This window comes from Pseudomonas sp. P4_D7 (assembly GCF_056401755.1).
In genome coordinates this window covers 173095-188969 of sequence record NZ_JBFUIR010000001.1, presented here as the reverse complement: position 1 = coordinate 188969, position 15875 = coordinate 173095, and the positions used below count along the sequence as shown (strand labels likewise).

At 58.1% G+C, this 15875-nt stretch carries 15 protein-coding genes and 1 pseudogene; 8 read left to right on the top strand and 8 right to left on the bottom strand.

What is annotated here, in order from left to right; all coding sequences use genetic code 11:
- The first annotated feature begins 1 nt into the window (after window position 1).
- From AC1DVF_RS00805 to fba, 4 genes are all read left to right on the top strand, one after another.
- A complete protein-coding gene (locus AC1DVF_RS00805; protein ID WP_007913753.1) occupies window positions 2-1165 on the top strand; it encodes a phosphoglycerate kinase in 1164 nt (387 codons plus the stop codon).
- 34 nt (window positions 1166-1199) lie between these two features.
- Window positions 1200-1421, top strand: coding sequence for a hypothetical protein (locus tag AC1DVF_RS00800; protein WP_477781880.1), 222 nt, complete (start codon window positions 1200-1202; stop codon window positions 1419-1421).
- Window positions 1422-1478: 57 nt separating this feature from the next.
- Window positions 1479-1811 carry an MliC family protein gene (locus tag AC1DVF_RS00795; RefSeq protein WP_016987235.1) on the top strand — a complete coding sequence of 111 codons (333 nt, stop codon included), beginning with the start codon at window positions 1479-1481 and terminating at the stop codon, window positions 1809-1811.
- 271 nt (window positions 1812-2082) lie between these two features.
- A complete protein-coding gene (gene fba / locus AC1DVF_RS00790) occupies window positions 2083-3147 on the top strand; it encodes a class II fructose-bisphosphate aldolase (protein ID WP_019694035.1) in 1065 nt (354 codons plus the stop codon).
- 215 nt (window positions 3148-3362) lie between these two features.
- On the opposite strand, the gene AC1DVF_RS00785 is transcribed toward fba, so the two are convergent.
- From AC1DVF_RS00785 to AC1DVF_RS00770, 4 genes and pseudogenes are all read right to left on the bottom strand, one after another.
- Window positions 3363-3713 (bottom strand): hypothetical protein, encoded by a 351-nt coding sequence (locus AC1DVF_RS00785; RefSeq protein ID WP_220557107.1) that lies wholly within the window; start codon window positions 3711-3713, stop codon window positions 3363-3365.
- 272 nt (window positions 3714-3985) lie between these two features.
- Window positions 3986-4096, bottom strand: a pseudogene (locus AC1DVF_RS00780) (helix-turn-helix domain-containing protein); the annotation flags it as partial.
- Window positions 4097-4216: 120 nt separating this feature from the next.
- Complete coding sequence (locus AC1DVF_RS00775) at window positions 4217-4579, bottom strand: DUF6124 family protein (protein WP_477781879.1); 363 nt, start codon at window positions 4577-4579, stop codon at window positions 4217-4219.
- A 457-nt stretch (window positions 4580-5036) separates the two neighbouring features.
- Entirely contained in the window at window positions 5037-5705 is a 669-nt protein-coding gene (locus AC1DVF_RS00770) for a polysaccharide lyase family 7 protein (RefSeq protein ID WP_477781878.1), read from the bottom strand.
- 321 nt (window positions 5706-6026) lie between these two features.
- Between AC1DVF_RS00770 and AC1DVF_RS00765 the strand changes: the two genes are divergently transcribed.
- The 3 genes from AC1DVF_RS00765 to AC1DVF_RS00755 are packed head-to-tail and all read left to right on the top strand — an operon-like array spanning window position 6027 to window position 9010.
- Entirely contained in the window at window positions 6027-8150 is a 2124-nt protein-coding gene (locus AC1DVF_RS00765) for a putative bifunctional diguanylate cyclase/phosphodiesterase (protein ID WP_460089143.1), read from the top strand.
- Between the two features lie 44 nt (window positions 8151-8194).
- Entirely contained in the window at window positions 8195-8689 is a 495-nt protein-coding gene (locus AC1DVF_RS00760) for a M48 metallopeptidase family protein (protein WP_099757394.1), read from the top strand.
- Window positions 8690-8713: 24 nt separating this feature from the next.
- A complete protein-coding gene (locus AC1DVF_RS00755) occupies window positions 8714-9010 on the top strand; it encodes a winged helix-turn-helix domain-containing protein (protein WP_093429875.1) in 297 nt (98 codons plus the stop codon).
- A 186-nt stretch (window positions 9011-9196) separates the two neighbouring features.
- On the opposite strand, the gene AC1DVF_RS00750 is transcribed toward AC1DVF_RS00755, so the two are convergent.
- A complete protein-coding gene (locus tag AC1DVF_RS00750; protein WP_102900062.1) occupies window positions 9197-9649 on the bottom strand; it encodes a GNAT family N-acetyltransferase in 453 nt (150 codons plus the stop codon).
- A 255-nt stretch (window positions 9650-9904) separates the two neighbouring features.
- Between AC1DVF_RS00750 and AC1DVF_RS00745 the strand changes: the two genes are divergently transcribed.
- A complete protein-coding gene (locus AC1DVF_RS00745) occupies window positions 9905-10642 on the top strand; it encodes a substrate-binding periplasmic protein (RefSeq protein ID WP_460089141.1) in 738 nt (245 codons plus the stop codon).
- A gap of 112 nt (window positions 10643-10754) precedes the next feature.
- Here the strand turns inward: AC1DVF_RS00745 and yccS are convergent, their stop codons facing one another.
- The 3 genes from yccS to dbpA all read right to left on the bottom strand — a co-directional run bounded on the left by yccS (window position 10755) and on the right by dbpA (window position 15873).
- The gene (yccS, locus tag AC1DVF_RS00740) at window positions 10755-12947 is read right to left on the bottom strand and encodes a YccS family putative transporter (RefSeq protein ID WP_186620004.1); all 2193 of its coding nucleotides are present in this window, start codon (window positions 12945-12947) and stop codon (window positions 10755-10757) included.
- 230 nt (window positions 12948-13177) lie between these two features.
- Window positions 13178-14356: a BaiN/RdsA family NAD(P)/FAD-dependent oxidoreductase gene (locus AC1DVF_RS00735; protein ID WP_477781877.1), complete on the bottom strand. Its 1179-nt coding sequence runs from the start codon at window positions 14354-14356 to the stop codon at window positions 13178-13180.
- Window positions 14357-14487: 131 nt separating this feature from the next.
- Entirely contained in the window at window positions 14488-15873 is a 1386-nt protein-coding gene (dbpA, locus tag AC1DVF_RS00730) for an ATP-dependent RNA helicase DbpA (RefSeq protein ID WP_093429879.1), read from the bottom strand.
- Between the last annotated feature and the right edge of the window lie 2 nt (window positions 15874-15875).

The following is a 15875-nucleotide window of genomic DNA, read 5'->3' as shown; positions in this document are numbered from 1 at the left end:
CATGACCGTGTTGAAGATGTCCGACCTCGATCTGCAAGGTAAGCGCGTATTGATCCGCGAAGACCTCAACGTCCCAGTCAAGGACGGTGTTGTCACCAGCGATGCGCGTATCCTGGCTTCGCTGCCGACCATCAAGCTGGCCCTGGAAAAAGGCGCGGCCGTGATGGTCTGCTCGCACCTTGGCCGTCCGACCGAAGGCGAATTCTCTGCCGAGAACAGCCTCAAGCCTGTCGCTGACTACCTGAGCAAGGCCCTGGGCCGCGAAGTGCCGCTGGTGGCTGATTACCTGGGCGGCGTGGACGTCAAGGCCGGCGACATCGTGCTGTTCGAAAACGTGCGCTTCAACAAAGGCGAGAAAAAGAACGCTGACGAACTGGCCCAGCAATACGCTGCTCTGTGCGACGTGTTCGTGATGGACGCTTTCGGCACCGCTCACCGCGCCGAAGGTTCGACCCACGGCGTGGCCAAGTTCGCCAAGGTTGCGGCTGCTGGTCCACTGCTGGCCGCTGAACTGGATGCACTGGGCAAAGCCCTTGGCGCACCGGCTCAGCCAATGGCTGCCATTGTTGCCGGCTCCAAGGTGTCGACCAAACTCGACGTGCTGAACAGCCTGAGCCAGATCTGCGATCAACTGATCGTCGGCGGCGGCATCGCCAACACTTTCCTCGCGGCGGCCGGTCACCCGGTTGGCAAGTCGCTGTACGAACCGGATCTGCTCGACACCGCACGCGCCATCGCTGCCAAAGTCAGCGTGCCACTGCCGGTTGACGTAGTGGTTGCCAAAGAGTTCGCTGAAACCGCAGAAGCCACCGTCAAGCTGATTGCTGACGTCGCGGCTGACGACATGATTCTGGACATCGGCCCGCAAACCGCTGCCAACTTCGCCGAATTGCTGAAATCGTCGAAAACCATTCTGTGGAACGGTCCGGTCGGCGTGTTTGAATTCGACCAGTTCGGTAACGGCACCAAAGTGCTGGCTCAGGCCATCGCTGAAAGCTCGGCATTCTCGATTGCTGGCGGTGGCGATACCTTGGCCGCGATCGATAAATATGGCGTGGCTGAGCAAATCTCCTACATTTCCACCGGTGGTGGCGCGTTCCTCGAATTCGTCGAAGGCAAAGTGCTGCCCGCCGTTGAAGTCCTGGAAAGCCGGGCCAAGGCCTGAGGCCGCCCGTTTGGCCAGGCAAAGGAGTGTTTACATGGTCAAGTCGTTAGCACTGTTGTTGCTGACCGGTACGCTGGCGGCCTGCGGGAGTAACCCGAAGGCCGAGGCTACGCCGGCGCCGAGCGAGTCGCAGAAGGCCTGCTATCAGGCCGACTGGCAGGCCGAAACCAACCCGGTGCTGAACAAGCGCTCGGGCCCGGACGGCTTGGACAAATACGAGACGCAAACCCCGGCCAAGGAACATGGTTGTCCTTGACGGGTCTGACTGTTTAACTCAGGGCTGGCGGCGTGCGCCGTCAGTCGAGGAACACGGATGAAAGGCTTGATCGCCATTGCGGCGTTGGCATTGTTGGGCGGTTGCGCGCAGTTGAACCTGTTTCAGTCGTCTGCCCCGGCGGACAACTGGACCACCTGGACCTGCGACAGCCAGGCCAAAGTGCTGTGGCGTTACGCCGATGCCGGCCAGAAGGAAGTCGACGTGCGACTGGGTGGCGGTGATCAGGTCTATCGCCTGAAAGAAGAACCGGGCGCCTCGGGCACGCTGTACAGCGACGGCATGCTGGCGTTTCACGTCAAGGGAGAGGAAGGCCTGGTGTACTGGGTCGCCACCAATGACCTGATCGGCCGCGGCTGCAAAGCGCAGTAATTGCAACACCGCAGGCCCAATGTGGAAATAGATCCAACTGTGGGAGCGAGCTTGCTCGCGAAAGCGGTGGATCAGCTTGCATCAATGCTGAATGCCAAGCCGCATTCGCGAGCAAGCTCGCTCCCACAGGGGTTCTGTGTAGCTCTCAGGATTTTGCTTTATCGAATCACCAGACCGGGCCTCAACCCCCGATCTGCAATCACTTGAATAGCCGCCGCCGCTCCGGCAGGCTGGCACGATTAACGACCCTCAACCGGGAGAGACACACACAATGGCACTTATCAGCATGCGCCAGATGTTGGACCACGCAGCCGAATTCGGCTACGGCGTTCCAGCCTTCAACGTCAACAACCTTGAGCAGATGCGCGCCATCATGGAAGCCGCTGACAAGACTGACTCCCCGGTGATCGTTCAGGCTTCGGCCGGCGCTCGCAAATACGCCGGCGCACCTTTCCTGCGTCACCTGATCCTGGCCGCGATCGAAGAATTCCCGCACATCCCGGTGTGCATGCACCAGGACCACGGCACCAGCCCTGACGTCTGCCAGCGTTCGATTCAACTGGGCTTCAGCTCGGTGATGATGGACGGCTCGCTGGGCGAAGACGGCAAGACCCCGACCGACTACGACTACAACGTCCGCGTTACCCAACAAACCGTAGCCATGGCTCACGCCTGCGGCGTTTCGGTAGAAGGCGAGCTGGGCTGCCTGGGTTCGCTGGAAACCGGCATGGCCGGTGAAGAAGACGGCATCGGCGCTGAAGGCGTTCTGGATCACAGCCAAATGCTGACCGACCCGGAAGAAGCCGCTGACTTCGTCAAGCGCACACAAGTCGATGCCCTGGCCATCGCCATCGGCACCAGCCACGGCGCCTACAAGTTCACCAAGCCACCTACCGGTGACGTTCTGGCGATCGACCGCATCAAGGAAATCCACAAACGCATCCCGAACACCCACCTGGTGATGCACGGTTCCTCGTCGGTGCCACAAGAGTGGCTGGCGATCATCAACCAGTACGGCGGCGACATCAAAGAAACCTACGGCGTACCGGTTGAAGAAATCGTCGAAGGCATCAAGCACGGCGTGCGCAAGGTCAACATCGACACCGACCTGCGTCTGGCATCCACCGGTGCGATGCGTCGCCTGATGGCCACCAACCCGAGCGAATTCGACCCGCGTAAATTCTTCGGCGCGACCGTGACGGCGATGCGTGACGTGTGTATCGCTCGTTATGAAGCTTTCGGTACTGCGGGTAATGCTTCGAAGATCAAACCGATTTCTCTGGAAGCGATGTTCCAGCGTTATCTGAAGGGTGAGTTGAACGCTAAGGTTAACTGAGCTTGAGCGTTAGACTTCTTTAAAAGAAACCCGCCGTGAGGCGGGTTTTTTGTGGACGATTATTTCGCTTGACGAAGTTATCTAAAAGTAAGAGCAATCCATAATGCTTCGGATATTAAGCCGATCTTGCTGGAGGTGAAATCTCAGCGTTATCTGAAGGGTCAGCTGAATGTAAGGTTAACTGATTCACCCTGTTTCATAGGTAATAAAGGATGTCAGCCTTTTGTGAATCTGATTCCAAAGGATTGGCCTACATACGGCCCGCCTGCTTTAACGGTAACCGTACCTTCCAAGTTCCTGTCGGTTCCATCAGTTGATTTCATATCAATATTGAGAGTGCTTGGGCCATGGTTTAGCTCATCTCTATTTTTGGCATCTGATTTCGCTTGAAGCTTAAAAGCCCAAGTGGATTTCGTGCAGGTGCCAGTGACGACGAAGTCAAGTCCGCAATAGTCCATGTAGCCGTTACTTATGTTGCCAGTTTGCTGGGCTGGATCGTCAAATCTGAGTGTGGCGGCATGTTCCTCGCCGGCGGCGTTAAATACGAAGCCATTGTAATTTTTCATGATATTTACCTTCCGTGTATTCAGTATTAAAGTCAAATAGGTTGTCTCGTATTACGTCGATGAGACTAGGCGAGAAGTTGTTGCAGGTAACCTGTAATAAATGACAGGTTTTAATATTTTTTCGCTATAAGGGTTCTGGTTTTTAATAAAACAAGGAAGTGGCAAAAAGAGACAATGTCAAAGTTTGACTGATTTGTTTGATTAAGATCTCGCTGAAAGTGCAAAAAAGGGGCAGATTTATTTATCAAGATTCCGTCCCCTTTTTGTGTCTTTGTCCCCTTTATTTGCTTGTATCGTGTCCGTCCCGCTAGATCGGTAAGCTGCGCCTGCGTCAGGCCACGATTTATACGTTTTTCGCGTAGTTGAATACCGAGACGGGTGATTAAAGGAGAGTCATTCCATGTTGCGCTACCGTCACATTTTGATGTCGATGTTGCGTATGCGGAACATTTAATCCATTTGGCTTAAGAAACCCGCCATGAAGCGGGTTTTTTTATGGGCGGTTATTCCTTCAGTTCAACGTGATCCAGCGCCTGATTCACCGCCAGTTCACCGAGCATGACCACTTGCGCGATGCCCAGCGCGGTCTTGCGGTGTGAGGTGTCGAGCATGGCGGCGAAGTTGTTGAGCATTTCGCTGGCTGAACCCAGGGTTTCGCTGGCGTTGGCCAGCAGGGATTCGGTGTTGTACTTCGGGTTGGCGAGGTACATGGGCTCGGGTTTGTGCGTGCTGGCCATGATGAAGGCGGACGGTTTGAGGTAATGGTCGAGGGCGCGCTCGGCGGCGTCGTTGAGTTTTTTGGAATCGAGGGATTCGTAAGGGGATGCGAGATCTGTTTCTGGCGGGTGTGGCGTTGATTTTGTCATTTGCTCGAAACCTGATTGGAGTGCCCCCGCTCTGGCTACTAAATCAAAGTGGAGGCAACTGTACGCAGGTTAGTAGACCGGGGTTTCGAGCAAGCCGGCGCACCCGAAGGTGCCCTGCGCACAGCTACCATCAAGCGCAGGTATGGGAATACCTGACTGACAGATGCTTGTGCACAACGCTTGAAACCACGGGCTACTAAACCCGATCACTGGAAATCAGTGACGCGAATCAAGTTACCGATGGCCCGCCAGGCGCACAAGCCGGCGGATTCTGGCGTAGTGGTAGGCAACGGCGCAAGGCCTTGTAGGCATCCGGAAGTAACCGCCGACAGATCTAAACAGCACTGTTTAAAGGTAGGAGCTGCCGAAGGCTGCGATCTTTTGATTTTGTCTTTTCAGAATCAAAAACAGGATCAAAAGATCGCAGCCTTCGGCAGTTCCTACCGTGGGGTTTGGGTTATTTATCGTGATCAATGTCGAGTTTGGAGAAGGTCACCTGCCCACCTTCACTGGTGTACCCTGTGTTGTCCTGCACATAAACCCCGGCCTTGAAATACAGCGGCTTATTCCGCCAAGTCGCACTTATCTGTGAATCCCACTGATATCCCGCCGCACTCACACCCAACGCACCGCCAGGACTCAGGTGAATCAAGTAGTTGAATTCGCGATCCAGTTTGATCCCGGTCGCCAGCGTGATGACGCGACTCTCATCCTCGTCCGGATGCATGCGCACCTTGATCACCAGGTTGCCGGTCTCGGTTTTTGTCTTGTACTGATATTCAAGTTTGACCATCGGCTTCTGGCTTTCATAAGCATGAATCTGGCCGATGACGATCTTGCCGGAGCTCGGCACTTTGTTCACCGTGACGGTCGCGCGCAATGAATTGTCGGCATCCGGGTAATACCAGTTGCGCAGGGTGCCGTTGCTGTAGGTTTCGCGCAGTTCGGTGCGCGGATAAATGGCGTTTTCGGTTTTTGACCCGGTAACCGGTGACCAGAAGAACAAGGTGCCGGTGTCGGAATGGAAGTACTGATCTTTGAAGCCGTTCACCAGTTTTGAGGTTTCGACGGTGTATGGCGGGCTGCCAACGGGAACGCTGAGGTTCCRGGTTGCGAGGTCGATCATGTCGGTTCTTCCACTCAGTTCATCCTGAACGCGGGTGCCAGAAGCTCTAGTCCGCGCCTTTTCGGGCGGCCTTTATAAGCGTAGAGGGATTTTTTGTTAATGCCCGTTTGGCAGATGATTGACGTCAACATCCTGTCGAAATGCCATCTCTGCCGGTTTCCGGGGGCTTCAGCGGTGACCGTTAGTCGGCAAACTCACGCTTTGGTTAAATGATGGCCTGATGACAGCTTCTGCTTTCCTGGATCCAGTACTAGAGTGAAGGCTCAGTATGTGTGCGGTTTTTATCGGAAACCGACCGAAAGTCCCGACAAGAGAAGCAGCATGGAATGCGCGCAACCCCCGCCAGGTGAAGGCAGCTCTGTCCTTTTGATCGTTGATGATTACCCTGAAAATCTGATCAGCATGCGCGCGTTGCTGCAGCGCCAGGATTGGCACGTCCTCACCGCAGCCTCCGGTTTCGAAGCGCTCAATATTCTGCTCTCCCACGACGTCGATCTGGTGCTGCTGGATGTGCAGATGCCGGGCATGGATGGCTTTGAAGTTGCGCGATTGATGCGTGGCAGCCAGCGCACGCGCCTGACGCCGATTATCTTTCTGACTGCCAACGAGCAATCCCAGGACGCCGTGATCAAAGGCTATGCCAGTGGCGCGGTGGATTACCTGTTCAAGCCGTTCGACCCGCAGATCCTCAAGCCCAAAGTGCAGGCGTTGCTGGAACATCAGCGCAATCGCCGCGCGTTGCAGCGCTTGAGTCATGATCTGGAGTTGGCGCGCGCCTTCAATGCTTCGGTGCTGGATAACGCTGCCGAAGGGATATTGGTGGTGGGCGAGGACGGTTTGATCCGCTTTGCCAATCCGGCGATTTCGCGGTTGTTGAATGCGCCGGTGAAGGAGCTGGAAGGTAAGGAGTTTCTCGATTTTCTTCAGAAGCCGCACATTCCGCTGTGGGCCGATTCCGAGTTTTATGCCAGCTACAAGCGTGGCGAGACGTTGAGGCTGCACGACGCCTTGCTGCGCACCGCGCCCGGCCAGCAAGTGCCGGTGGCGCTGTCCTGTGCGGCGTTGCCCGCCGAACAGCATGCGATGGTGGTGACCGTGCTCGATATGTCGGTGGTGCGTCACTTGCACCAACAACTTGAATTCCAGGCGGTGACCGATCCACTGACCGGGTTGCTCAACCGGCGCGGGTTTTACCAGACGGTTGAGAATCTGCTGCTGCGTGGCGAGCGCAGCGACAGCAGTTGGGTGTTGCTGTATCTGGACCTCGACGGCTTCAAGCGGGTCAACGATTCGCTCGGTCATGATGCCGGCGATCGGGTGTTGCGCTGGGTCTCCGAGCAATTGAAGGCATGTCTGCGGCCGTTCGACATTCTTGCGCGCATGGGCGGCGATGAATTTACCGCGCTGCTGGATCTGGAGTTTCCCGAGCAAGCGGCGAAGATTGCCGAAAAACTCATCGAACGGGTGTCGATCTGTCAGCAGATTGAAGGGTTGGACATCGCTCTAGGCGCCAGCATCGGCATCGCCACTTACCCGGACTGCGGCTCGGACCTTGACGGGTTGCTGCGTGCCTCCGACATCGCCATGTACGAAGCCAAGCGCGCCGGGCGCCAACAATATCGTTTCTACGATCATGAAATGAACGGCCGGGCGCGCTCGCGGTTGATGCTCGAAGAGAGCGTGCGTGCCGCCATCGAGAACCGCGATTTCAACTTGGTGTATCAGCCGCAGGTGGCCATCGACACGGGCCAGATTCGTGGCTTCGAAGCCTTGTTGCGCTGGCAGCACCCGAGCGTTGGCGATGTGCCGCCGGGGTTGTTCTTGCCGTTGCTGGAAGAGGCGCGGCTGATCAGCCGCCTCGGCAGCTGGATTTATCATCGTGGTGCCGGTCAGCGCAAAGCCTGGGAAACCCTGTTTGCCGAAGATCTGGTGCTCGGTGTGAGTTTGAGCAACACCCAGTTCAGCCTGCCGAATCTGGTCACCGAGTTGCGTCAGGTGATGGAACGACATGCCTTGCAGCCTCGGCAACTGGAGGTCGAGGTCACCGAAGAAGCGCTGATGCAGAATCCCGACGAAACCCGCAAACAACTGCGGTTGCTGCGCAATCTGGGCGTGCGGGTGGCGCTGGATGACTTCGGTTCCGGGCCGTGTTCGCTGGCGCACCTGCGTGATCTGGAGCTGGATACCCTCAAGCTTGATCGCCATCTTATTGCGCGGTTGCCGGACTCCAAACGCGACGCCTCGCTGGTCAGTACGGTGATCAGTCTGTGCAAACAATACGGTTTGCTGGTGATTGCCGAGGGGGTGGAAACCATCGAGCAATACCAATGGCTGCAAGCCCATGGCTGCGAATACGTGCAGGGTTTCCTCGTCGCGCGGCCGCTGATGGCCGAGGATGCGGTCAGCTTCGCCGAACCGTTTGACTGGAGCGCGCTGCCCGGTTGAATTCGCTACACTGGCGCACCTTTTTCGAACCGTGTCGCTCGTCCATGACTGTGTTGAAGTACCTCCAGGCCTATCCCGCGCAATTGCAGGACCAGGTGCGCCAGCTGATTGCCGAAGGGCGTCTGGGTGATTACCTGAATCAACGCTATTCAGGGCGACACGACGTGCAGAGCGACAAGGCTTTGTACAGCTACGCGCTGGACCTGAAGCAGGAGTACCTGCGCAACGCCCCGGCCATCGACAAGGTGCTGTTCGACAACCGCCTCGACCTGACCCACCGCGCACTGGGTCTGCACACCACGGTTTCACGGGTGCAGGGCGGCAAACTCAAGGCCAAGAAAGAGATTCGTATCGCCTCGTTGTTCAAAGACGCCGCGCCGGACTTTCTGAAAATGATCGTGGTGCATGAACTGGCGCACTTCAAAGAGTCGGATCACAACAAGGCGTTCTACAAATTGTGCGAGCACATGCTGCCGGGGTATCACCAGGTCGAGTTTGATCTGCGTGTGTACCTGACGTGGCGCGATATGCAGGCTTAACCGTACGCAACCAGGAAGGTGGGGATGGACGTCAGCAAGACCAAAAGCAGTTTCTACCGCCGCTTGTATGTGGCGTACCTGATCGACAGCGGTCTGGCGCCGAGTGTGCCGACGCTGACCGAAGTGACCGGCATGCCCCGGCGCACGGCGCAGGACACGATTGCCGCGTTGGCGGATCTGGATATCGTCTGTGAATTTGAGCAGGAAGAGGGCGCGCGTAATCACGCCGGGCGCTATCGGATTCGTGAGTGGGGGGCGATTGATCGTGGGTGGATCGAGCGTAATTTGCGGCAGATCAAGGCAGTTCTGGGATATCCCTGAAAAGCCCCTCACCCCAGCCCTCTCCCAGAGGGAGAGGGAGCCGATTGGGGGATATTGGAGAAGTACGCCGACTTGAGCGAATTCCTCTGAATCCATAATCGACTCGGCTTTTCAGGTCGATGTCTGCCGCAAGACAATAAGGTCAGTCCCCTCTCCCTCCGGGAGAGGGCTAGGGTGAGGAGCTCTTCAGGAACGACGCATCCCAATGTGTGGAATGTCATCCTCCAGATACTCTTCACCCGCCACAACAAACCCGTACCGACCGTAATACCCCTGCAAATGCGCCTGCGCCGACAGATAGATCGGCACCTGCGGCCAATGCTTCTCGGCCTGTTTCAGTGCTTGCTCCATCATTTCATGCCCTAGCCCTTTGCCGCGCCCCTGCGGTGCGGTAATCACGCGGCCGATCACCACGTCACCCCCCTGGGATTCCGGATCCAGCAGGCGCAGGTACGCCATCAACTGGTCATCCTCCCACCCCATCAGATGGTAGGTGTCGCCTTCCAGATCCTGGCCATCGAGGTCCGGATAGGCGCATTTCTGCTCGACGACGAACACGTCCGAGCGCAGCTTCAACAGCGCGTATAGCTGTTCCTTGCCCAGATCACTGTGATGTTTGCAGACCCATTCGATTGTCATTTGCCGATTCCTTGAACGTGTCGCCCGATACTAAGCGCCTGTGGCAAAGATGTCTGTATGGCGTAAGAGTCTGTGACAAAGGTCAAAATGCCATCATTCCTTTCTCGCAGCCTCGGTGACTTTGTGTAATCTGCTGGAGAGCCCTGTGCATTGGCTGCAATGAGCTAATGTTAGAGCCTGGGTTTTGCCGGTAAGGGGCCTTGGGGTTTTGGCTGAAAACATGCTGGGCAACTTGCCCGCTAAGGATTTTCAAGCATGCCGCGTTTGCATCGAGCCTTTGCTTTGATCGGATTGCTCTTGCTGGCTCAGACCGCTGCAGCGGATAAGCTGCGGCTGGTGTTTGATATCTGGCCACCCTTTACCGACGACACGCTGGTCAACGGCGGCCTGGCCACCGACATTGTCAGCACCGCGCTGTCCAGAGCCGGTTACGCCAGCGGTTACGAGCAGGTGCCGTGGGCACGGGCGCTGCTTGGCGTGGGGGAGGGCCGTTACGATGTGCTGGTCAACGCCTGGTACAACGACGAGCGGACCAAGCTCGGGCAATTTTCCGGGGAATACCTGCTCAACCGCATCCGCTTTCTCAAGCGCAAAGACACGCCACTCGACTATTCCAATCTGCAGCAACTGCACACCTATCCGATTGCGGTGGTGCGCGGCTACGCCTATTCGGCGCCGTTCGATGCCGACACGGCGTTGCAGAAAGTCCCTGTGCATAACTTCGCCATGGCCGTGCGCATGCTCGCGGCGGATCGGGTCAAGCTGACGCTGGAAGATGAGTATGTGGCGAAATATTACCTGGCGCGGGAATCCGCCAAGGTGCGCAATTCGGTGGAGTTTCTACCCAAGCCGTTGAGTGAGAACAGCCTGCATATATTGGTGAGCCTGAAGAATCCGCAGCATGAGCAGATTGTTGCAGGGTTTGATAAGGCGATTGCGGCGATGAGGGCGGATGGGAGTTATGACAAGTTGTTGAGACAGCATGGGATGTGAGGGTCGATCCAGAATCCTCTGTGTGGCAGATGTCGCTATCGCGAGCAGGCTCACTCCTACAATTTGGAATGCGTTCCCCTGTAGGAGTGAGCCTGCTCGCGATGACGCCCTGTCAACCGCCGCTGATTTCTGAGGTGTCCTTGATCAAATGCGCCGCCAACGTCCGCAACGGCCCCAACTGCCGACAGATCAACGCCAGTTGCGTCTGCACCAACCGCTGCCCCTCATCGATCTCATCGGCCATCTGCTCCAGCTCATTGGCCAGCGCTTCTTCTTCATCACTCTGAATCGCCACCGGCTGCTTGTTGGCCAGCCCTTGGGCGATTTCATCAATACTCGTCGCCAGTTTCACCCCGGCGCCATCAATCAAATGCTCGCGCACATCCGCCGGCAACTGCGTCTCGCGGTGTGCACCCAGACCTGACAGATAACTCAACAACGTGTGCGACAGCACCAGAAAGCGGAATCCGACATCGGCTTCCTTACGGAAATGCCCCGGCTCCATGAGCATGTTCGCCAGCGTTGTCGACAGCGCCGCATCGGCGTTGTGCGCGTTGCGGCGGGCCAGCCGATAGGCGAGATCGTCGCTCTTGCCGGCGGCGTATTGCTGCATGATCTGGCGCAGGTAGATGCTGTTGCAGGTCAGGGTGTTGGCCAGCACTTTGTTCAGGCGCCGGCCCTGCCAGTCCGGCAGGAACAGGAACACCGTCAGCCCGGCAATCAGGCTGCCGAGCAAGGTATCGAACAACCGTGGCAGGAACAGTCCGTAACCGTCGCCGACCTGATTGAAGCAGAACAGCACCATGATGGTGATCGCCGCTGTTGCCAGGGTGTAGCGGGTGGTGCGGTTGGTAAAGAACACCACGCCGGCAGCGATGGCGAAACACGACTGCACCAACGGACTCGGGAACAGATCGAACAGCGCCCACGCCACGGTCAGGCCGATGGCGGTGCCGAAAATCCGCTGACCGAGTTTGCGCCGCGTCGCGCCGTAGTTCGGCTGGCAGACGAACAGCGTGGTGAGGATGATCCAGTAACCCTGCGACGGGTGAATCAAATGCACCATGCCGTAACCGATACTCAGCGCCAATGGCAGGCGCAGGGCATGACGGAACAGCAGAGACGTTGGCGTCAGTTGCGTGCGCAGGCGCACCCAGACATCTTTGAGGTTGCGCGGCGAACGGTCGAGCAGGCTGCTGTCGGTCGCGTCGGCCAAGGCGTCGGGGTTGCTCGCGTCGCTGAGCAAACGGTCGAGGGTGCCGAGGTTGGCCGCCAGTGCGCGCAGCGAACGCAACAGTCCGCGCCACGCCGGGTTGCTCTGGATGCGCAGGTGTTCAAGGGAGGCGTCGAGGTCGCCCAGCGCTTCGGCGAAACTCGCGTCATAAATAAAAGGCTGACGCATCTGGATCGATTCGGCCAGAGCGCGGCAGGCCTTGCCTTGCTGGCGCAACAGGCGTTGGCAGCGGAACAGCACGTCGCTGTGGAAGAACGCTTCGGCCAGTGCGTTGTACGGATAGTGCGAAGAACTCGCGCGTTCGTGGATGTCCTGAGCGAGGAAGTACAGTTTCAGGTAACGGCTGACTTTCGATCCGGGGCGGCCATTGCCGACGCGGTGCAGGATGATTTCCTTGGCACTGTTCAGCGCCGCCACCACGCGACCGTTTTGCTGGGCCAGTTCCAGCCGCCGGGCTTCGACGTCCATCTGCCGGATCGGCTCGAACAGCGACGATTTCAGCTTCAGGTAAAAGCCCAGCTCACGGAACAAGCGCGCCAGACTTTGTTGCACCGGCTGGTTGGAAAACAGCGCCTGCCACAACACCGAGAGCAAGCCGTACCACGCGGCACCGGCGACCAGCAGCATCGGTTCGTGCCAGAAATCGGTGACCGCCCCGCCGCGCTGATCAACGCCGATCATCGTGTATACCGACAGAATCAGCGTCGCCGAAGCAATCGCGCCATAGCGCTCGCCGAGCGCACCGAGCATGGTCAGGCCGAAACTGGCCAGCGCCAAAGCAATGGCAAACACGATGGGGTAGGGGAAGAGTAATTCGACCGACAGCGCGGCGATGCTGAAACACACCAGCGTCACGGCGAGGGCGTTGAGGCGGCCCTGCCAACTGTCGTCGGTTTCGGCCAGGGCGCTGGCGATAATCCCCAGGAATAACGGGATCAGCAGGCCCATTTCATCCTGATACCAACACAGCGCCATGCTGCCGGTCAGGGCGATGAACACCCGCACGCTGTAGCTGAATTTATCCAGCGCCCACAGGCGCCGCAAAGACTGACGAAACGAGGTCGAGGACATGAAGTGCGAGGGCCTTCCGAGGCGATGCCGCTAAATTGAGCCAGTAATGACGCCGACGCAATGGCGCCGATCACATCTGACAGCAAAAAGTGTTCCTTACTGCATCACACATAACAACTGTAGGAGTGAGCCTGCTCGCGATAGCGGTGTGTCAGCCAATGCATTCATCGACTGATTCACCGCTATCGCGAGCAGGCTCACTCCTACAGGGTTTTGTATTTGGCCTTGAATCAGGCGTACTGCGCGGCGGCGTAGCCCGAGGCCCAGGCCCACTGGAAGTTGAAACCGCCCAAGTGGCCAGTGACGTCGAGGACTTCACCGATGAAATACAGGCCGGGGCTTTTCAGCGATTCCATGGTCTTGGAGGAGACTTCGCGAGTGTCGACACCGCCGAGGGTCACTTCGGCCGTGCGATAACCCTCAGTCCCCGCTGGCACGACTTTCCAGCTGCCGAGCTTCTCGGCAATTTCCGCCAGTTCCGCGTGGGTGTATTGCTTCATCGGTTTGGACACGAACCAGTTGTCCGCCAGCAGATTGGCCATCTTCTTGGTGAAGATTTCACCGAGCAGGGTTTTCAATTCACTGTTCGGACGCTCGGCCACTTGCTGCTGCAGCCAGCTCGCCGCGTCGTGATCCGGCAGCAGGTTGATCTCAACCGTGTCGCCGGATTCCCAGAACGAGGAAATCTGCAAAATCGCCGGGCCACTGAGGCCTCGGTGAGTGAAGAGGATGTTCTCGCGAAAGCTCTGATCGYTGCAGCTGACCAGACAATCCACCGAAGTGCCGGACAGCTCGGTGCAGAGTTCCTTGAGCTGATCGGTGATGGTGAACGGCACCAGACCGGCGCGGGTCGGCAGCAACTCATGGCCAAACTGTTTGGCCACTTGATAACCGAAACCGGTGGCGCCCAGCGTCGGGATCGACAGACCGCCGGTGGCGATCACCAGCGACTGGCACTGGATCTGGCCCAGTGTGGTGTCGAGCAGGTAACCGCTTTCGATCTTCTCGATGGTCTGGATCGACGTGTCCAGATGCAGCTCGACACCGACCTGATCGCACTCGGTCAGGAGCATTTCGAGGATGTCGCTGGATTTGTTATCGCAGAACAACTGGCCGAGTTTCTTCTCGTGGTACGGCACGGCGTGTTTGCCGACCATGCCGATGAAATCCCACTGGGTATAGCGCGCCAGCGCGGATTTGCAGAAGTGTGGGTTCTGCGAGAGGAAATTGCTCGGCTCGGTGTACATGTTGGTGAAATTGCAGCGGCCACCGCCCGACATCAGGATTTTCTTGCCGGCCTTGTTCGCGTGGTCGAGCAGCAACACCTGACGCCCACGCCCGGCGGCGGTCAGTGCACACATCAACCCAGCGGCGCCTGCGCCAATGATCACGACTTCGGTAGAGCGCAAAACGGTGTCCTCACACAATGATCGTTCCCACGCTCTGCGTGGGAACGCCGCCATGGACGCTCTGCGTCCGTTGTTATGTGACGCGGAGCGTCACGGGATGCATTCCCACGCAGAGCGTGGGAACGATCAGGTCAGAGGATGCGGACGCGCAGCGAACGGCCTTTGATCTTGCCGTCGTTCAGACGCTGCAAGGCCTGCATGGCCACAGTGCGGTCAACAGCCACATAGGCCTGGAAATCGAAGATCGCGATCTTGCCAACCTGCGCACCGGGAATGCCGGCATCGCCAGTCAGTGCGCCAAGAATGTCGCCCGGACGCACTTTGTCTTTACGGCCAGCACCGATGCACAGGGTGGTCATCGGCGGTTGCAGCGGGGCGAGGCCCTGGGACTTGAGGTTATCGACCTGATCCCAGTTCAGCGGTGATTTCTGCAGTTGTTCGATGGCTTGCGCGCGGTGCGCTTCGCCCGGAGCAACCAGGCTGATCGCGATGCCTTTTTCGCCAGCACGACCGGTACGGCCAACGCGGTGAATGTGGATTTCCGAATCGCGCGCCAGTTCGACGTTGATCACCATGTCCAGTGCATCGATGTCCAGACCACGGGCGGCGACGTCGGTGGCAACCAGTACCGACGTACTGCGGTTGGCGAACATCGCCAGCACCTGATCGCGGTCACGCTGTTCCAGATCGCCATGCAGGCCGACGGCGGAAATGCCTTTGGCGGTCAGGTGATCGACGGTTTCCTGCACTTGCTGCTTGGTGAAGCAGAACGCCACGCAGGACGCCGGACGGAAGTGGTGCAGGACTTTGGTCACCACGCTCATACGATCTTCCGGGGAAATCTCGTAGAAACGCTGCTCGATCTGCGTGTCATCGTGGAACGCTTCGGCTTTCACCGTTTGCGGATCACGCATGAACTTCGACGCCAGTTGCTTGATGCCCACCGGGTAAGTCGCAGAGAACAGCAGGGTCTGACGGCGCTCCGGGGTTTTGACGATGATGTCTTCGATGGCGTCGTAGAAGCCCATGTCGAGCATGCGGTCGGCTTCGTCGAGGATCAAAGTGTTCAGGCCGTCGAGGACCAGCGAACCCTTGCGCAGGTGCTGCTGAATACGCCCCGGGGTGCCGACGATGATGTGCGCGCCGTGCTCCAGCGAAGCGATTTGCGGGCCGAACGACACGCCGCCGCACAGGGTCAGGACTTTGATGTTGTCTTCGGCACGGGCCAGACGACGGACTTCCTTGGCAACCTGGTCGGCCAGCTCGCGCGTCGGGCAGATCACCAGTGCCTGGCAACCGAAGTAGCGCGGGTTGATCGGGTTGAGCAGGCCGATGCCGAACGCGGCGGTCTTGCCGCTGCCGGTCTTGGCCTGAGCGATCAGGTCCATCCCCTTGAGGATCACCGGCAAGCTCTGCGCCTGGATCGGCGTCATCTGGGCATAACCGAGGGATTCGAGGTTAGCCAGCATGGCGGCGGACAGCGGCAGAGTATTAAAAGCGGTGGCGATGGTGGTCACGG